This window comes from Streptomyces sp. NPDC060366 (assembly GCF_042725135.1).
In the GTDB taxonomy this organism is placed as follows: domain Bacteria; phylum Actinomycetota; class Actinomycetes; order Streptomycetales; family Streptomycetaceae; genus Streptomyces.
Window position 1 is genome coordinate 87,125 of sequence record NZ_JBHXDC010000022.1, and the last position, 16,093, is coordinate 103,217.

The 16,093-nt window shown below is 71.4% G+C and carries 11 protein-coding genes; 4 read left to right on the forward strand and 7 right to left on the reverse strand.

Going from position 1 to position 16,093, the window contains the following annotated elements:
- Positions 1-303 precede the first annotated feature (303 nt).
- Positions 304-2,304 (forward strand): N-acetylmuramoyl-L-alanine amidase, encoded by a 2,001-nt coding sequence (locus ACFWHU_RS33800; protein ID WP_387229666.1) that lies wholly within the window; start codon positions 304-306, stop codon positions 2,302-2,304.
- A 94-nt stretch (positions 2,305-2,398) separates the two neighbouring features.
- Here ACFWHU_RS33800 and ACFWHU_RS33805 read toward each other — a convergent pair whose 3' ends face one another.
- The 4 genes from ACFWHU_RS33805 to ACFWHU_RS33820 form a co-directional block, all read right to left on the reverse strand.
- Positions 2,399-3,514: a chemotaxis protein gene (locus ACFWHU_RS33805; protein ID WP_385802302.1), complete on the reverse strand. Its 1,116-nt coding sequence runs from the start codon at positions 3,512-3,514 to the stop codon at positions 2,399-2,401.
- A 178-nt stretch (positions 3,515-3,692) separates the two neighbouring features.
- Positions 3,693-6,023, reverse strand: coding sequence for a glycoside hydrolase N-terminal domain-containing protein (locus tag ACFWHU_RS33810; protein ID WP_387229687.1), 2,331 nt, complete (start codon positions 6,021-6,023; stop codon positions 3,693-3,695).
- Between the two features lie 286 nt (positions 6,024-6,309).
- Positions 6,310-6,810: a hypothetical protein gene (locus ACFWHU_RS33815; protein ID WP_355179771.1), complete on the reverse strand. Its 501-nt coding sequence runs from the start codon at positions 6,808-6,810 to the stop codon at positions 6,310-6,312.
- Positions 6,811-6,888: 78 nt separating this feature from the next.
- Positions 6,889-7,131, reverse strand: coding sequence for a DUF397 domain-containing protein (locus tag ACFWHU_RS33820; RefSeq protein WP_385802300.1), 243 nt, complete (start codon positions 7,129-7,131; stop codon positions 6,889-6,891).
- A 307-nt stretch (positions 7,132-7,438) separates the two neighbouring features.
- Here ACFWHU_RS33820 and paaK point away from each other — a divergent pair, with 307 nt between their 5' ends.
- Positions 7,439-8,743, forward strand: coding sequence for a phenylacetate--CoA ligase PaaK (gene paaK / locus ACFWHU_RS33825; protein ID WP_387229669.1), 1,305 nt, complete (start codon positions 7,439-7,441; stop codon positions 8,741-8,743).
- A gap of 102 nt (positions 8,744-8,845) precedes the next feature.
- Here paaK and ACFWHU_RS33830 read toward each other — a convergent pair whose 3' ends face one another.
- Together ACFWHU_RS33830 and ACFWHU_RS33835 are read right to left on the reverse strand one after the other, a co-directional pair.
- A complete protein-coding gene (locus ACFWHU_RS33830) occupies positions 8,846-10,360 on the reverse strand; it encodes an acyl-CoA synthetase (RefSeq protein WP_387229671.1) in 1,515 nt (504 codons plus the stop codon).
- A gap of 86 nt (positions 10,361-10,446) precedes the next feature.
- On the reverse strand, positions 10,447-11,553 hold the full coding sequence (locus tag ACFWHU_RS33835) for a calcium:proton antiporter (protein ID WP_385802295.1): 1,107 nt from the start codon (positions 11,551-11,553) through the stop codon (positions 10,447-10,449).
- 131 nt (positions 11,554-11,684) lie between these two features.
- On the opposite strand from ACFWHU_RS33835, the gene ACFWHU_RS33840 reads away from it, so the two are divergent.
- The gene (locus ACFWHU_RS33840) at positions 11,685-13,508 is read left to right on the forward strand and encodes a serine hydrolase (RefSeq protein ID WP_387229673.1); all 1,824 of its coding nucleotides are present in this window, start codon (positions 11,685-11,687) and stop codon (positions 13,506-13,508) included.
- Between the two features lie 44 nt (positions 13,509-13,552).
- Complete coding sequence (locus ACFWHU_RS33845; protein WP_385802291.1) at positions 13,553-14,254, forward strand: DUF6882 domain-containing protein; 702 nt, start codon at positions 13,553-13,555, stop codon at positions 14,252-14,254.
- Positions 14,255-14,276: 22 nt separating this feature from the next.
- On the opposite strand, the gene ACFWHU_RS33850 is transcribed toward ACFWHU_RS33845, so the two are convergent.
- A complete protein-coding gene (locus tag ACFWHU_RS33850; protein ID WP_387229675.1) occupies positions 14,277-15,866 on the reverse strand; it encodes a phytoene desaturase family protein in 1,590 nt (529 codons plus the stop codon).
- Positions 15,867-16,093 lie beyond the last annotated feature (227 nt).

The window sequence follows — 16,093 nt, forward strand, 5'->3', positions numbered from 1 at the left end:
AACCTGACGGACCGTCAGGTACAAGAAACGTCAAGGTCCGACCAACATCGTTCCAGGCCGGTCGAGTCCGCACATTGGTTCACACCACTGACGCGCCGCAGGCCCGTGGCCTGCGGCCCGCGAAACTCCCCGACACGCGCGCTGACGTGCGAAATCCTTGCCGTCACACCTGATTGACGGATCGCCTCCGAGCCGATACCCCTGTACCCCTGCCCTGTACTCCGCACCTCCGGCCCGCACGACGTGCCAGGTGTCGGGTACGGCTCCGCGGGCGCTTCGCGCACCACGTCACTGGAGGCCGCATTGCAAGGTTCCGCCCCCACATCCGTCAGAACCGTCCGCAGACGTGCGACGCGAACGGCGGGCGCCGTCGCCTCGGCCGCCCTGTTGCTGCCCCTGGTGTCGGCCTCTCCCTCCGCCACCGCCGAACAGCCCACCGCCGGCGCGCTCCAGCGTGACTTCGCCGCGGCGGCGGAACGGTACGACGTACCGGCGAGCGTCCTGCTCGGCGTCTCCTACCTCCAGTCGAGGTGGGACACGCACGGCGGCGCGGCCAGCGTGACCGGCGGCTACGGCCCCATGCATCTCACCGACGCCAGGACCGCGATCGCCGAGGCGCCCCACCACTCGCACGGTACGGAGGACGCCCGCGGCGACACCTCCCGCGCGGTGAAGACGGGCGCCCCGGACTCGGTCCGCGAAGTGGTCGTGCCGGAGAACTCCGAACTGCCGGACCGGCTGCGCACCGTCGAGCGCGCGGCGAAGCTCACCGGGCAGTCCCCGGAACGGCTCAGGCAGGACACCACCGCCAACATCCGCGGCGGCGCGGCCCTGCTGGCCGACGCCCAGCGCGCTCTCGGGAAACCGCTGAGCGCCGACCCCGCCGACTGGTACGCCGCCGTCGCCCGCTTCTCCGGCGCCGACGACTCGGCCACCGCCGCCACGTACGCGAACGACGTCTACGCGGTGATCAGGGACGGCCAGCGCCGGACCACCGACAGCGGGCAGCGGGTGGCGCTGCCGGCGACGCCCGGCCTCTCCCCCGACACCTCGCAGGTGTCGAAGCTCGGGCTGCGCGAGGCCGACGTCGGCAAGGCCGAGTGCCCGCGCAGCGTGGCCTGCGAGTGGATCCCAGCGCCGTACGAGGAGTTCGGCGAGGGCGACTACGGCAACCACGACAAGGCCGACCGCCCCAAGGCGAAGTCCCCCTCCATCAACTCGATCGTCATCCATGACACCGAGGCGACCTGGGACACCACGCTCAAGCTGGTCCAGGACCCCACGTATGTCTCCTGGCACTACTCGCTGCGCTCGTCCGACGGACACATCGCGCAGCACGTCCCGCTGAAGGACGTCGGCTGGCACGCGGGCAACTGGTACGTCAACTCCACCTCGGTGGGTCTGGAGCACGAGGGTTTCCTCGTCTCCCCCGACGCCTGGTACACCGAGGCGATGTACCGGACGTCGTCACGGCTGGTGCGCTACCTCGCCGACCGGTACGACATCCCGCTGGACCGGCAGCACATCATCGGCCACGACAACGTGCCCGGCACGACCGCGGCGACCATCGCCGGTATGCACACCGATCCGGGCCCCTACTGGGACTGGGCGCACTACTTCGAGCTGCTGGGCAAGCCGTTCAAGGCGGACGGCGGGCGCAACGCGGGCGCGGTGACGATCCGTCCCGACTACGCGTCCAACCAGCCCCTCTACACCGGCTGTGTGACGGCCGGTCAGGCGTGCGCCCCGCACGGCTCGGGGGCGGTACGGCTGCACACGGCGCCGGACGCCACGTCGCCGCTGGTCAAGGACATCGGTCTGCGGCCGGGCGGCGGGGACTCCACGACCGGGGTCAACGACCTGGGCGCACGGGCGTCGACGGGCCAGCAGTTCGCCGTCGCCGGGCGCGAGGGCGACTGGACGGCGATCTGGTACCTCGGCCAGAAGGCCTGGTTCCACAACCCGCGCACGGCGCCCACGGCCGTGAGCGCCGAGGAGCGGGTGCTGACACCGAAGGACGGTCTCGCGGAGGTACCGGTGTACGGCAGGGCCTACCCGGAGGCGTCGGCGTACCCGGCCGACATCCCGGTGCAGGCGATCTCGCCGTTCCCGTACAAGCTGCTCGCCGGCCAGAAGTACGTGGTCGGTGACCGGGTGCCGGGCGCGTACTACTTCGCACCCACCTTCGACACGACCGGGCACCGCGTGGTGAGCGGCGAGGAGGAGTACTACGAGATCCAGTTCGGACACCGGGTCGCCTATGTGAAGGCGTCCGACGTCCGGGTCCTGCCCTCGGGCCGCTGAGACGCGGCCCTCGTAGGGCGACGGGCGCCACCGGCCTGTGGGGGGCCGGTGGCGCCGGCGCCGCTTTCACGTCCGCCCCGCGCGCGGCGGTCCGTCAGTAGCGCAGCACCGCCGCGATCCGGTGGTGGTCGTCGAGTACGTCGTCGTCGAGGAAGACGACCTGTGCGCCGCCGTCGAGGGCGGTCTCGACGAGTTCGTCGACGATGTCGTCCTGCACCTCACGGCCGAGGGCCTCCCCGTCGTCGCCGTCGACCGGGATCAGATGCCCTTCGCTGACCCTGGCGGACCGCTGGAAGTGCTCCTCCACCGCCACCAGAGCGGCCCGCCGCTCGCGGACCGCGTCCCACACCTCGTCCAGACCGGCGGCGAAGGTACGCCTGCCCTTGGCGTCGTCCAGCCGGACCAGGGCCTCCCGCTCCTCGCCCCGCGCGTACTCCTGGACGACGGGCCGGACCGCCTTGCCCAGCACATGCGCCGGGCCCTCGGACAGACCGCCCTTGGCCAGCCGGCCCGCGGCGGATCTGGAGGTGCTGCCCGCGTCCTCCAGCAGGGCGAGCGCGGGGGCGACACCGACCAGATGGAACGGGCGCGGGCGGGCGGCGAGCACGGCCGCGAAGGTGTCGTCGACCGACCTCAGGAACTTACGGGTCTCCTCGTCCATGAAGGTGCTCGGGGTGTCACCTATCCGCTCCTCGCGCTCGACGTCCCACGTCTCCTCGGGAGGCGTCATCGGGAAGCCGTCGGCGCGGTGCTCGTGCAGGGAGTCCCCGACGCCGTTCCACAGCGTCGCGCGGTCGGCGGCCACGCTCAGCACCCAGTAGCGGTGCAGCTGGGCGGTGGCGGCCACCAGGTTCCGGGTGAGATAGGTGTCGCTGATGACGACCGACTCGGGCGTGTCACGGGGCAGGTACCAGACCTGGTGCTCCCGGGCGTCGGCGAGGATCACCAGCCCGTCGAGCTTGTGCCGCAGGTCCACCTCGGCCACCGCCCGGTCGAGCTGCACCCTGACCGCCTGGCGCGCGGACTTGGGCACGTCCGGATCGCCCTCCATCCGGTGTACGGCTTCGGCGAGGACGTTGCGCAGGCGCACCGGGTCCTGATCGTTCAGCGGCTCGTGCCGATGCGTGGGCATTGTCAGGGACACCGCCGGATACGGCCTCGGCCTGCGCAGCCTCCGCAGGACTTCGGGCGTCAGATCGTTACTGTCCATGCTGCCCCTTCGCTCGGCGGGGGTCCCGCACCGGCGAGCGGCCGGCTGGAGTACCCCGGACCTGCTTCCATCTTGCGGGACGTCGCCGACATCCGCAGGGGCGCGGAGCCGCCGGACGCGGCGGGGTCCCGTCCCGGCTGCCGCCGCTGCCGGGACGGGACCCCTCGTACCGCGGCCGTCAGTGCCGGCCGCGGCGCGCTGGGAACTCGTAGACCCGGCCCGCGGTGGCGCGGAACTTCTTCTCGCCGCCGGGCAGCAGGGTGCTTCGCAGGGTCACGTCGCCGGTCCGGCTCGCCGTGAGGACGATCCGGCTCGCCTTCCCCCCGGCCCAGGTGATGTCGAGCGTGGCGCCGCCGCGTGCCCGCAGCCCGGTGACCGAGCCGTCGGGCCAGGAGGCGGGCAGGGCCGGCAGGACCTCGATCGGGCCGTGCTGGCTCTGGAGCAGCATCTCGGCGACACCGGAGGAGGCGCCGAAGTTGCCGTCGATCTGGAACGGCGGGTGGGTGTCCCAGAGGTTCGGCAGGGTGGAGCTCTTGAGCTGCTCGGTGAGCATCTTGTGCGCGTGGTTCCCGTCGCGCAGCCGCGCCCAGAAGTTGATCTTCCAGGCCTTGCTCCAGCCCGTGCCGCCGTCGCCGCGCGCGGTCAGCGAGACCTTGGCGGCCTCCGCCCATTCGGTGCCGACCTCGATCTGCCGGCCCGGGTGCAGACCGAAGAGGTGCGAGACATGCCGGTGGTCGTTGTTCGGATCGTCCAGGTCCTCCTTCCACTCCTGGAGCTGGCCCCACGACCCGATACGCAGTCCGGGGTCGAGTTCGCGCAGCGCCAGCCGCAGCCGCCTGCGGAACCGGGGGTCGTCGCCCAGGATCTCCGAGGCCTCCAGTGTGTTGGTGAACAGGTCGTGCACGATCTGCTGCGACATCGCCGCGCCGGCCGTGAAGTCGCCGTTCTCGGGCGAGTAGCTGGGGGTGACCACGAGCTTGCCGTCGCGCGGGTCGGTCCGCAGGAAGCCGAGCCAGAACTCCGCGGTCTCCTTCATCACCGGGAAGGCGGTGGAGCGCAGATAGTCCGTGGAGGCGTTGAAGCGGTAGTGGTCGTACATCTGCTGGGTGAGCCAGGCGCCCGCCTCGGGGAACCAGAACGACTGCGGGTACTGGTGCAGCCCCGTGAAGCCGTACGGATTGGTCTCGTTGTTCACCACCCAGCCGGCCGTCTCGAAGATCTCCCGCGCGGTGACGCGGCCCGGAGCGCGCATCGAGTCGACGTACTTGTCGTACGGCACGGTGGTCTCGGCGAGGTTGGTGACCTCGGCGAGCCAGTAGTTCATCTGGAGGTTGATGTTGACGTGGTAGTCCGCGTCCCAGGGCGGGTTGGTGACGTTGTTCCAGACACCCTGGAGGTTCGCGGGCAGCGACCCGGCCCGTGACGAGGCGATGAGCAGATACCGGCCGTACTGGAAGTACAGCGCTTCGAGCGCCTTGTCGGCGGTGCTGGTGCCGCCGGTGTACCGGGCGAGGAGTTGGTCGGTCGGCAGGTCGGGCAGTTGCTGGCCGATGTCGAGCGACACCCGGTCGAACAGCCCCTGGTAGTCGGCGACATGCTCGGTGCGCAGGTCGTCGTAGGAGCGGTCGGCCGCCCGGTCGACGGCGTCGGTGACCGCGCCGTGCGGGTCGTCGGTGCGGTAGTCGGGGTAGGTGTCGGCGTAGTCCGTGCCGGCCGCGAGGACGAACCAGGCGCTGTCGGCGCCGCTGACGGTGAGGGTGCCGTTCCCGGCGGTGACGCTGCCGCCTTGCGTCCGTACGCGGATCTGGCCCTCGAAGAGCAGCCCGTTGTTCTGGAGCTTGCCCCGGATGGTGAGCCGGTCGCCGGACGCGGTGGCGGTGAAGTCGTTGCGGGGGGAGGTGTACCGGAGGGTGAAGCCGATCTTGCCCGGCTGGTCGGCGGCGAACCGGCCCGCGATGACCTTGCCGGGGTGGGAGGCGAAGAACTCCCGTGTGTACGTGGCGCCTTGATGGGCGTACGAGACCGAGGCTAGGGCCGTGCCGATGTCGAGGGCGCGCCGGTAGGTGGAGTCGGGGGCACCGGGCGCTCCGGGGACGTCGAGCAGCAGGTCGCCGAAGACGTTGTAGGAGCCGAAGTTGTGCTTGGGCTGGCCCAGCTCGGCCGCGACGGCCTCCGGGGTCATGGACCCCTCGGCGTCGATGCGCTCCTGGACGCCGCGCAGCACGCCGGGTCGGGGGCTGGTCCAGTTGCCGTGGTCGTAGCCGGGGGAACCGGGGCCGCCGGTCCACAGGGTCTTCTCGTTGAGGACCAGTCGCTCGGAAGCGAGGGTTCCGTAGATGCCGGCACCGAGGGCGCCGCTGCCGATGGGGAGGCTTTCGCGCTCCCAGTTGGCGGCGGGCTTGGTGTACCAAAGCGTCAATTCATCGGAGGGGTCGGCTGCTGCGGCCCGGCCGGCCAGAGCGGGTACACCCAGCGCGAGGGCACTGGTTACGCCGAGTGCGGACTTCATCGTGGTTCTGCGGCTGATGCCCTGAGTCATGCGGCAGACGTTAAAAGTCCGATGACTGAATTGGCAAGGCACATGACAAAACCTCGCGGCAGGCAATTTTCCTGCCGCGAGGCGGTGGGACGGGGACGCGCCGGGCGGCGCACGGGAGTTCGCGTCCGGAACACGTCCGGAACGGAGTCGGGATCGTTGTGGCGAACACCCCCCGGATCGCCGCCCGGACCGCGTCGGGATCCGATCGGTCTCGCGCGGGGTCCGGGAGCCGGGGCCGCTCGCGGCCCCGGCCTGCTCAGCCCTGCTGGAAGAGCTCCGCGGGGAGCGGCTTCAGCAGCGCGTAGAGATCGTCGGTGATCGGCCGGTCCCAGCTCGCGATGGTGACGAGGACGTTGTCGCTGCGGTCGAACTGCACGCAGGCGATACGGCTTTCGGAGAGCTTCAGCCGGCGCACGATCAGCAGGTTGTCCCCCTGCATGACCGGCACGTCCTCGGTGCTGACGACGTCGACCTGCTCCTCGTTCTCCAGGGCGAGCAGCAGTTGCGCCACCTCGAAGGGGATCTGGCCGTCCTCCACCTCGCGGGCCGGTGATCCCTCGGGCAGATTGCCGATGATCATCGCCGGGCCGCGGCCGCCGAAGAGGTCGTACCGCAGGAAGACGCCCTGACAGCTGCCGTCGGGTGCGGGCAGCAGACCGGCGCCCAGATTTCCGGGCCAGTCACCCGGGTCCATGGCCAGGACGTCGAAGTCCGGGCCCGCGGGTGTGGCGGAGCTGCGGCGGCGGAGGAAGGACATGCCGCCATGGTACGTCTCCGCGGGACCCCGGCGACGCGGGACCCGGAGCACGCCGGAAGCGCCGGGACACCGCCGTGGTCAGGTGAGGTCGAACTCCCCGTCGCGGGCGTTCAGTACGAAGGCCCGCCACTCCGCGGGGCTGAAGATCAGCGAGGGATTCTCCGGTTTGCGGCCGTTGCGCATCGCGATGAACCCTTCGACGAAGGCGATCTGGACGTCCCCCGTGCCCTGGCTGCTCGAACGCCAGTCGGCCTTGCTCAGGTCCAGTTCCGGCTTGTCCCAGCCCGCCAACGGCTGCTGGGTGGTGGTGCTCTCAGCCACGTCCCGCTCCTTCCGGTTCGTCGTCCGGGGCCAGACTATCGATCGTTTCGGGTCCCGGACAGGCCGCTGCACGGGCTGTCCCCAACCCCCTTGAGGTGGCGCCGAGTTGCTGCCGTACGCCGGACGGACGGGCGGGCGGGGACTGGACCGACCGGTTTCGGATCCGGGTCCCGGCGCGCCCCGTGCCTTGACGCCGGTCCGGACGGCTGGATTACTGGGCGGGAAGAAGATCAACCGAATGATCGGTCGCCCGGCCGTCCGGGTGCCCGGTCGGTGCGGGAAGAGTCGGAGAATCGGGGAGTCGGCCATGACGGATCTGCTGGACGCCGGGGAACTGCTCGGCCGGGACGAGCTCGAAGCGTTGCAGCTCACGCGGCTGCGGGCGACACTGCGGCACAGTTACGACAACGTGCCGTTCTACCGGGAGTCGTTCGACACCGCAGGACTGCGGCCGGACGACTGCCGCTCTCTCGCCGACCTCGCCCGCTTCCCCTTCACCGCCAAGACCGATCTGCGGGACAACTATCCGTTCGGGATGTTCGCCGTCGATCAGGCGGACGTGCGGCGTATCCACGCCTCCAGCGGCACCACGGGCCGCCCGACCGTCGTCGGCTACACGCAGGGAGATCTGGACACCTGGGCCGATGTCGTGGCCCGCTCCATCCGGGCGGCCGGCGGCCGGCCCGGTCACAAGGTCCATGTGGCGTACGGATACGGCCTGTTCACCGGCGGTCTGGGCGCCCACTACGGCGCCGAGCGGCTCGGCTGCACCGTCATCCCGGCGTCCGGAGGCATGACCGCGCGGCAGGTCCAGCTGATCACCGACTTCCGGCCCGAGATCATCATGGTGACGCCGTCGTACATGCTGACGCTGCTGGACGAGTTCGAGCGCCAGGGCGTCGATCCCCGGACGACTTCCCTGAAGGTGGGGATCTTCGGGGCCGAACCGTGGACGGAGGAGATGCGGCGGGAGATCGAGGAGCGGTTCGCGATCGACGCCGTGGACATATACGGCCTCTCCGAGGTCATGGGCCCCGGCGTGGCGCAGGAGTGCGTCGGGACGAAGGACGGGCTGCACATCTGGGAGGACCACTTCTATCCGGAGGTCGTCGACCCGTTCACCGGTGAGGTGCTGCCCGAGGGCGAGGAGGGCGAGCTGGTCTTCACCTCCCTCACCAAGGAGGCGATGCCGGTGATCCGCTATCGCACCCGTGATCTGACGCGGCTGCTGCCGGGCACGGCGCGGGTGTTCCGGCGGATGGAGAAGGTCACCGGGCGCAGTGACGACATGGTGATCCTGCGCGGGGTGAATCTCTTCCCGACGCAGATCGAGGAGATCGTGCTGCGTACGGCGGGGGTGGCCCCGCACTTCCAGCTGCGGCTCACCCGCGACGGCCGGATGGACGCGCTGACCGTACGGGCCGAGGCGCGGGCGGGGGCGACGCCGGATCAGCGCGCGGCCGCCGCGCGGTCGATCGCGACGGCCGTGAAGGACGGGATCGGGGTCTCGGTGGCGGTCGAGGTGGTGGACCCGGAGACGCTGGAGCGCTCGGTGGGCAAGATCAAGCGCATCGTGGACCTCAGGACCGACCCGAGCCCGTCCGGCGACTGAGAACAAGCGCAACCCGTCCGACGCCTGAGGACAAGCGCAGCCCGTCCGGCGGCTGAGGACGGATCACGCCGAGGACGAACCCCGCCACGGCGCCGGCGGCGCTCAGCCCGAGAACCGGTCCCGCAGCTCGCGCTTCAGGATCTTGCCGCTCGCGTTGCGCGGCAGCTCCGTCACGAACAGGACCTTCTTCGGCGCCTTGAAGTGGGCGAGCTTCTCCCGTGCGTGGTCCAGGAGTTCGTCCTCCGTGACCTCACCCCGCGGCACCACGACCGCGGTGACGGCCTCGATCCAGCGGTCGTCCGGCAGACCGATCACCGCGGTCTCGGCGACGCCCGGGTGTGTGTACAGCGCGTCCTCGACCTGGCGTGAGGCGACCAGCACACCACCGGAGTTGATGACGTCCTTGACCCGGTCGACCACCGTGTAGAAGCCCTGTGCGTCGCGCACCGCGAGGTCGCCGGAGTGGAACCACCCGTCGCGGAAGGCCTCCGCCGTCTCCTCGGGCTTGTGCCAGTAACCGGCGCACAGCTGCGGGGAGCGGTACACGACCTCGCCCGCCGTGCCGTCGCGGACCTCCTTGCCGTCCTCGTCGACGACCCGCGCCTCCACGAAGCGCACGGGGCGCCCGCAGGAGTCCATCCGGCCCTCGTGCTCCTCGGGGCCGAGGACGGTGGCGAGCGGGCCGATCTCGCTCTGGCCGAAACAGTTGTAGAAGGCGAGTGACGGGAGCCGTTCGCGCAGTCGCTCCAGCACGGGCACCGGCATGATCGAGGCGCCGTAGTAGGCCTTGCGCAGCCCGCCGAGTTCGCGGGTCGCGAAGTCCGGATGGTTGGACAGACCGATCCACACCGTGGGCGGCGCGAAGAGACTGTCGGCGCCTCCCGTCTCCACGAGATCGAAGACGGCCGCCGGGTCGGGCCCGTCGAGAATGATGCTCTCCGCGCCCACGGCCAGGTACGGCAGCAGGAACACATGCATCTGCGCCGAGTGGTACAGCGGCAGTGAGTGGATGGGCCGGTCGCTCTCCCGCAGGTCCAGCGCGTCGATGGCGCTGGCGTACTCGTGCACGAGCGCCCGGTGCGTCATCATCGCGCCCTTGGGCAGCGCGGTGGTGCCCGAGGTGTAGAGCAGTTGCGCCAGATCGTCGGAGTCCCGGTCGGGGTCGTACGGTCGCGGGTCGGCCAGCGCGGCGAGCAGCGAGTCATCGGCGTCCCGGAGTGCTCGGACGGCGATGCCCGGCGGGACTCGGTCGGCGAGCGCCGGGTCGGTGAGCACGAGGGCGCTCGCGGACTGCTCCAGGATGTACGCGAGGTCGTCGCCGGTGAGGTGCTGGTTGACCGGTACGTGGACGAGCCCCGCCCGTGCGCAGGCGAGGAAGGCGATCAGATAGGCGTCGGAGTTGTGGCCGTAGGTGGCGACACGGTCGCCGTCCTGGAGTCCGTGCCCGCGCAGGGCCGCGGCCGCCGTCGAGACGGCGGTGTCGAGTTCGGCGTAGGTCCAGGTCCGGTCCCCGTATCTGACCGCGGTGCGGTCGGGGACGCGTCGGGCGCTGCGGCGTACGACGCCGTCGACGGTGCTGTGGAGCAGTTCCCTGACGGCGCGTTCCTCGGCGTTCATGGCGTGATACTCCGTGCCGTCACGGAGCGGGTCAAGCCCTCCGCCGGTGATCGGGGGCGGAGGATCCGGGGGTGTTTCCACACGCCTCACGGACTCACCGCGAGGAACACGAACGCCGCGAAGATCGCCATGTGGACGCCGCCCTGGAGCAGCGTGGCGCGGCCCGGCACGACGGTGAGCGCGCCCACGACGACGGTGAGCGTGAGCAGGACCATGTGGGTGGCGCTCAGCCCGAGGACGAGCGGGCCTTCCAGCCAGATGGTGGCGAGCGCGATCGCGGGGATCGTCAGGCCGATGCTGGCCATGGCCGAGCCGAGCGCGAGGTTGAGACTGGTCTGCACCCGCTCGCGGCGCGCGGCCCGGACGGCGGCCAGGGTCTCGGGCGCGAGGACGAGCAGGGCGATGATGACACCCACCACGGCGTGCGGCATCCCGGCCGACTCGACGCCCGACTCGATGGTCGGGGACACCGCCTTCGCGTCGCCGACGACCGCGACCAGGGCGACGACGAGCATGACCGCGCTCAGCGTCGTCGCGCGGCGGGTGGGCGGCGGCGCGTGCTCGTCCACCTCCTTGATCTCGCCCTCCTGGGTCACGGGCAGGAAGTACTCGCGGTGACGCAGCGTCTGCATGGCGACGAACAGCCCGTAGAGCGCCAGGGAGGCGATCGCGGCGAACGTGAGCTGTGCCGTGGAGAACTCGGGGCCGGGCTTGCTGGTGGTGAAGGTCGGGAAGACCAGGCTGAGTGTGGCGAGCGTCGCCACCGTGGCGAGCGCGCCGCCCGAACCCTCGGCGTTGAAGACGGCGACCCGGCTGCGGAGGGCGCCGACGAGCAGGGATATGCCTACGATGCCGTTGCAGGTGATCATGACGGCGGCGAAGACGGTGTCGCGGGCGAGGGTGGCGCTCTTGGCACCGCCGTCGACCATCAGGGTGACGATGAGCGCCACTTCGATGACGGTGACGGCGACGGCGAGCACGAGGGACCCGAACGGCTCGCCGACCCGGTGTGCGACGACCTCGGCGTGGTGCACGGCGGCGAGTACGGCGCCCCCGAGCAACAGGGCCACCAGGGAGACCGCGTACCCCGGCAGGTCGCGGCCCCAGCTGAGCACCAGGGCCACCAGGGCGAGCAGCGGTACGACCACGGTCCAGCGGGACCACAGCGATCGGACCCCGGTACGCGTCGTCATGCGCCTCACGCTGCCAGAGGTGTCCGGCGCCCGCGCGGCGAGCCGCGGCGTCATGGTCCGTACGGAGGCGGGGCAGTAGCCTCGTGCGGCGGACAGGTTCGGACGGAGCGTCACGTCAGAGGGGTGGCCGGATGACTGGGGACTCGGCGGGCGGCGGGATCAGCCGGCGGAGGCTGGGCGGGGGCATGCTGGCGCTGGGCGGCGCGCTCGCGCTGGCGCCGGTCCCGTTCGCCGACGCGGCGACCGCCATAGGTGCGGAGGCGGGGTCTTCCGGCCCCGCGGGCTCGGGTTCCGGACGGCCGGCCCCGACGCTGCGGCGGGGCTCCCCCGCGCGCGCCGGGCTGCTGCTGGGGCCGCTGGAGCGGCTGGTGAGCGACGCGGAGCGGTTCCTGGAGCCCTCACCGGCGCACCCCTGGTACGCGGGCGCCGTGCTGCTCGCCGGGCGCGGTGGCACGGTCGCGCTGCACCGGCCCATCGGCAAGGCGGTGCGTTACTCAGCGTACGACGAGGCGACCGACACCGGTGTCGAGTTCCCGGCCGACCGGCAGATCGCGATGGCCGAGGACACCGTCTTCGATCTGGCGTCGGTCTCGAAGCTGTTCACGTCGATCCTCGCCGTGCAGCAGATCGAGCGCGGGGCACTGGCCCTGGAGGAGCGTGTCGCGTCGTATCTCCCGGACTTCGGCGGCGCGGGCAAGCAGGACATGACGGTCCGTCAACTGCTTACGCACACTTCGGGGTTCGCCGCCTGGATCCCGCTCTACCGGGAGCCGACGCGGGAGAGGATGCTCCAGAGGCTGTGGGACGAGGCGCCCACGAGCCCGCCGGGGAGCGTCTACCGGTACTCCGACCTCAATCTGATCTCCCTTCAGCTCGTGCTGGAGAGGATCACCGGGCGCGCGCTGGACGTGCTGCTGCGGGAGGAGATCACCGCTCCCCTCGGCATGCACCGCACCCGCTTCAACCCGCCCGCTTCCTGGAAGCCCAAGATCGCGGCCACCGAGGACTGCCGGCAGCCGTGGTCGGGGCTCGACCGCGGTCTCGTGTGGGGTGAGGTGCACGACGAGAACGCGTTCGGCTTCGACGGGGTCGCAGGCCACGCCGGGATCTTCTCGTGCGCGTGGGACCTGGCGGTCCTGGGCCGCACGCTGCTGAGCGGCGGCGCGTACGGCCGGGCGAGGATCCTGCGTCCGGCGTCGGTGGATCTGATGTTCACCGACTTCAACACGGACTTCCCCGGTGACGAGCACGGACTGGGCTTCGAGCTCTACCAGCACTGGTACATGGGGGCCATGGCCACGCCGCGTACGGCGGGTCACACCGGCTTCACCGGCACCAGTCTCGTCCTCGATCCGACGACCGACTCGTTCCTGGTCGTGCTCGGCAACTCCGTTCATCCGGTGCGTAGTTGGCGGTCCGGCAGTGCGCCGCGGGTCGCGGCGGCCGACCATCTGGCGCGCGCCGTGCCCGTCACCCCGGAGAAGGGCCGGACCGCGTGGTTCTCGGGCATGGCCGCCGACTCCAACGCCACGCTCACGCTGCCCGCGCTGCGTATCGCCACCGGGCAGGGGCGGTTGCGCTGCTCCCTGTGGTGGGACACGGAGCCGGTGACGGACGAACTGGTCCTGGAGGCGTCCGGGGACGGCGCCGAGTGGCGGCCGGTGCCCTTCACGACGACGCCGTCCGGTCAGGAGGCGGGCGCGCCGCGTCCGGCGGGCTCGGTCTCGGGCTGGTCGGGGCGCGGCTGGCACCGGCTCCACGCCGACCTCGCCGCCTGGAGCGGCCATCCGGTGCGGCTGCGCTGGCGTTACGCGACCGGCGGCCCGTACGTCGGCCGTGGCGCCTATGTGGACTCGCTGCGGGTCGAGGACGGCGGCCGTACCGTGTTCGACGACTCGCGCCACGGGGACGCGGCCCGCGTCGAGTTGGACGGCTGGAGCGTGTCGGCCGACTGAACCCAGGTCGGGCGCTCGAACGTCCACGCACTAGGGTTTCCGGGGTGACTGCGACCACCACCTTCAGCGACGCCTTCCTCCGGATGACCGAGCGGCACGCCGCCTGGGGCGCGCAACAGCTCGAAGCGTTCAACGAGTTCATGCCGACCGGGCCGTGGACGGCCGATCTCGACCAGCGCCTCTACCGTCAGGCCGAACGCGATCTGCGGATCTCGGTGCTGGGGAGCTTCGACACGTCGGACGGCTCGTGGCTGTGGGGCTGGGCGAACCCCGGCTTCGGTGGAACGCCCGTCGTCGGCGCGGCGGACGAGATACGGCGGCTGGGTCAGGCGCACGGCATTGCGGAGTTCACGAACGACCTGGTCGACCTGTCGGCGTTCGACGACCCCCGCTTCGCGGTGGAGACCCTCGCGTTCGGGGCGATGGGCGCGCTCGGCGCGTCCGGCTACATCGGCGTCCAGGCCTCCCCCGAGGGCCGTCTGTACATGGTGCCGGACGACCCGCAGGTGCCGCGCGCCGTGCCCGACGCCATCACGTTGCCGCGCGTGCTGCTGACGGGCACGGGCCTGCTCGGCGGGAGTTCGGCCCGCGCCGTGGTGGCCGGGTACTTCGACCACCACGGGGTGCCTCGGCGTCAGGAGGCGGACCGGATCAGCGCCGATCTGCCCGGCGGCTCCACGGTCGACGTCCTGTTCGACGCCGCCGAACGTGTCGCGTCCGTCGAGATGAAGAACGTCTCCCGGTAGACCGCGTGCGCCGGAGCCCGGCTCAGCCGGCCGGGGTCCGGCCCGCCTCCAGCACCGCCATCGCCGCGTTGTGTCCGGGTACGCCGCTGACGCCGCCGCCGCGTACGGCGCCCGCGCCGCACAGCAGCACGTTCGCGTGGGCCGTCTCCACGCCCCAGCGGCCCGTGTCGGCCGTGGCGTAGGGGAAGGCGAGATCGCGGTGGAAGATATGGCCGCCGGGCAGCCGCAGTTCACGTTCCAGATCCAGTGGTGTCTTCGCCTCGATGCAGGGCCGGCCGTCGCCGTCCACGGCGAGACAGTCGGCGATCGGCTCGGCGAGATGCGCGTCGAGCTGGTCCAGGGTCGCCTTGAGCAGTTCGTCGCGTACGGCGTCGTTGTCCTCGGCGAACAGCCTTGCGGGCGTGTGCAGTCCGAAGAGGGTGAGGGTCTGATAGCCCTGCTCCGCGAGCTCGGGCGCCAGGATCGACGGGTCGGTCAGGGAGTGGCAGTAGATCTCGGAGGGCGGCGCGGACGGGAGCGTGCCGCCGGCCGCCTCCTCGTACGCCGTCGCCAACTGCCGGTATCCCTCGGCGATGTGGAACGTCCCGGCGAACGCGTCGCGCGGGTCGACGCTCCGGTCGCGCAGCCTCGGCAGGCGGCGCAGCAGCATGTTGACCTTCAGCTGGGCGCCCTCGGCGGCGGGGGCGGGCGGCGCGTCGCCGAGCAGAGTGGCGAGCGCCTGGGGTGAGGCGTTGACGAGGACGTGGCGGGCGGCGACGGTCCCGGTGTCGCCGGCCTCCGTACGGAAGGTGACCTCGGCGCGGGCGCCGTCCGTCTCGACGCGGGTCGCCTCGTGCCCGGTGACGATCTCGGCGCCCGCCGCGCGTGCCGCGTCGGCGAGTGCGTCGGTGAGCGCGCCCATGCCGCCGACGGGCACGTCCCAGTCGCCGGTGCCGCCGCCCACCACGTGGTACAGGAAGCAGCGGTTCTGTAGGAGGGTCGGGTCGTGGGCATCGGCGAAGGTGCCGATCAGCGCGTCCGTCAGGACGACGCCTTGTACGAGGTCGTCGGCGAACCGTTCCTCGATCGCGACTCCGATCGGTTCCTCGAAGAGCATGCGCCAGGCGGCCTCGTCATCGATCCGGGAGCGCAACTCGGCGCGCTCGGGCAGCGGTTCGGTGAGGGTCGGGAAGACGCGCTCGGCGACCCGGAGGGTCGAGGCGTAGAAGGACTGCCAGGCCGCGTACTCGGCGTCGCCTCCGGTCAGGGCGGCGAAGGACTCCCTCGTACGGTCGGCGCCGCCGCCGACGAGCAGTCCGGTCGGCCCCCCGCCGCGCTCGGCCGGCGTGTACGAGGAGACGGTCCGCTTTCTTACGGCGAACCGCAGGCCCAGCTCGTCCACGATCTTCCGGGGCAGCAGGGAGACCAGGTACGAGTAGCGCGAGAGGCGCGCGTCGACACCGGCGAAGGGTCGGGTGGAGACGGCGGCGCCGCCGGTGTGGCCGAGGCGCTCCAGGACCAGCACGGTGCGGCCGGCTCCGGCGAGATAGGCGGCGGCGACCAGTCCGTTGTGGCCACCGCCGACGATCACGGCGTCGTACGAGGTGCGGGCGGGAGAGGAGAGTGCGGGCATGGCTCTTGGTAACACGTTTGCCGCCCGCACGGGACCCCGCCTCCCCCGGCCGGACCCGTCCGCAGTGCCGTCAGGGGTGACGGGGTGAGGACAGGGCCTGGGGCCTGTCGTTTGGATCAGGCCGGATCAGGAAGTGGGGTCTGGTGCGTGCGAGCGCAAGGCGGAGGAGGGAGACAACGCGGAGCGTTGGCGACCGACGACAACGCGGCGGGCGTGCGTGCCAGGGA

What these genes read in the sequence shown, in the direction of transcription:
- ACFWHU_RS33805 (WP_385802302.1), bottom strand. Translation starts at nt 3,514, where the DNA reads ATGGACAGTAACGATCTGACGCCCGAAGTCCTGCGGAGGCTGCGCAGG.
- ACFWHU_RS33835 (WP_385802295.1), bottom strand. Translation starts at nt 11,553, where the DNA reads ATGACGACGCGTACCGGGGTCCGATCGCTGTGGTCCCGCTGGACCGTG.
- ACFWHU_RS33830 (WP_387229671.1), bottom strand. Translation starts at nt 10,360, where the DNA reads ATGAACGCCGAGGAACGCGCCGTCAGGGAACTGCTCCACAGCACCGTC.
- ACFWHU_RS33840 (WP_387229673.1), top strand. Translation starts at nt 11,685, where the DNA reads ATGACTGGGGACTCGGCGGGCGGCGGGATCAGCCGGCGGAGGCTGGGC.
- paaK (WP_387229669.1), top strand. Translation starts at nt 7,439, where the DNA reads ATGACGGATCTGCTGGACGCCGGGGAACTGCTCGGCCGGGACGAGCTC.
- ACFWHU_RS33810 (WP_387229687.1), bottom strand. Translation starts at nt 6,023, where the DNA reads ATGAAGTCCGCACTCGGCGTAACCAGTGCCCTCGCGCTGGGTGTACCC.
- ACFWHU_RS33850 (WP_387229675.1), bottom strand. Translation starts at nt 15,866, where the DNA reads ATGCCCGCACTCTCCTCTCCCGCCCGCACCTCGTACGACGCCGTGATC.
- ACFWHU_RS33815 (WP_355179771.1), bottom strand. Translation starts at nt 6,810, where the DNA reads ATGTCCTTCCTCCGCCGCCGCAGCTCCGCCACACCCGCGGGCCCGGAC.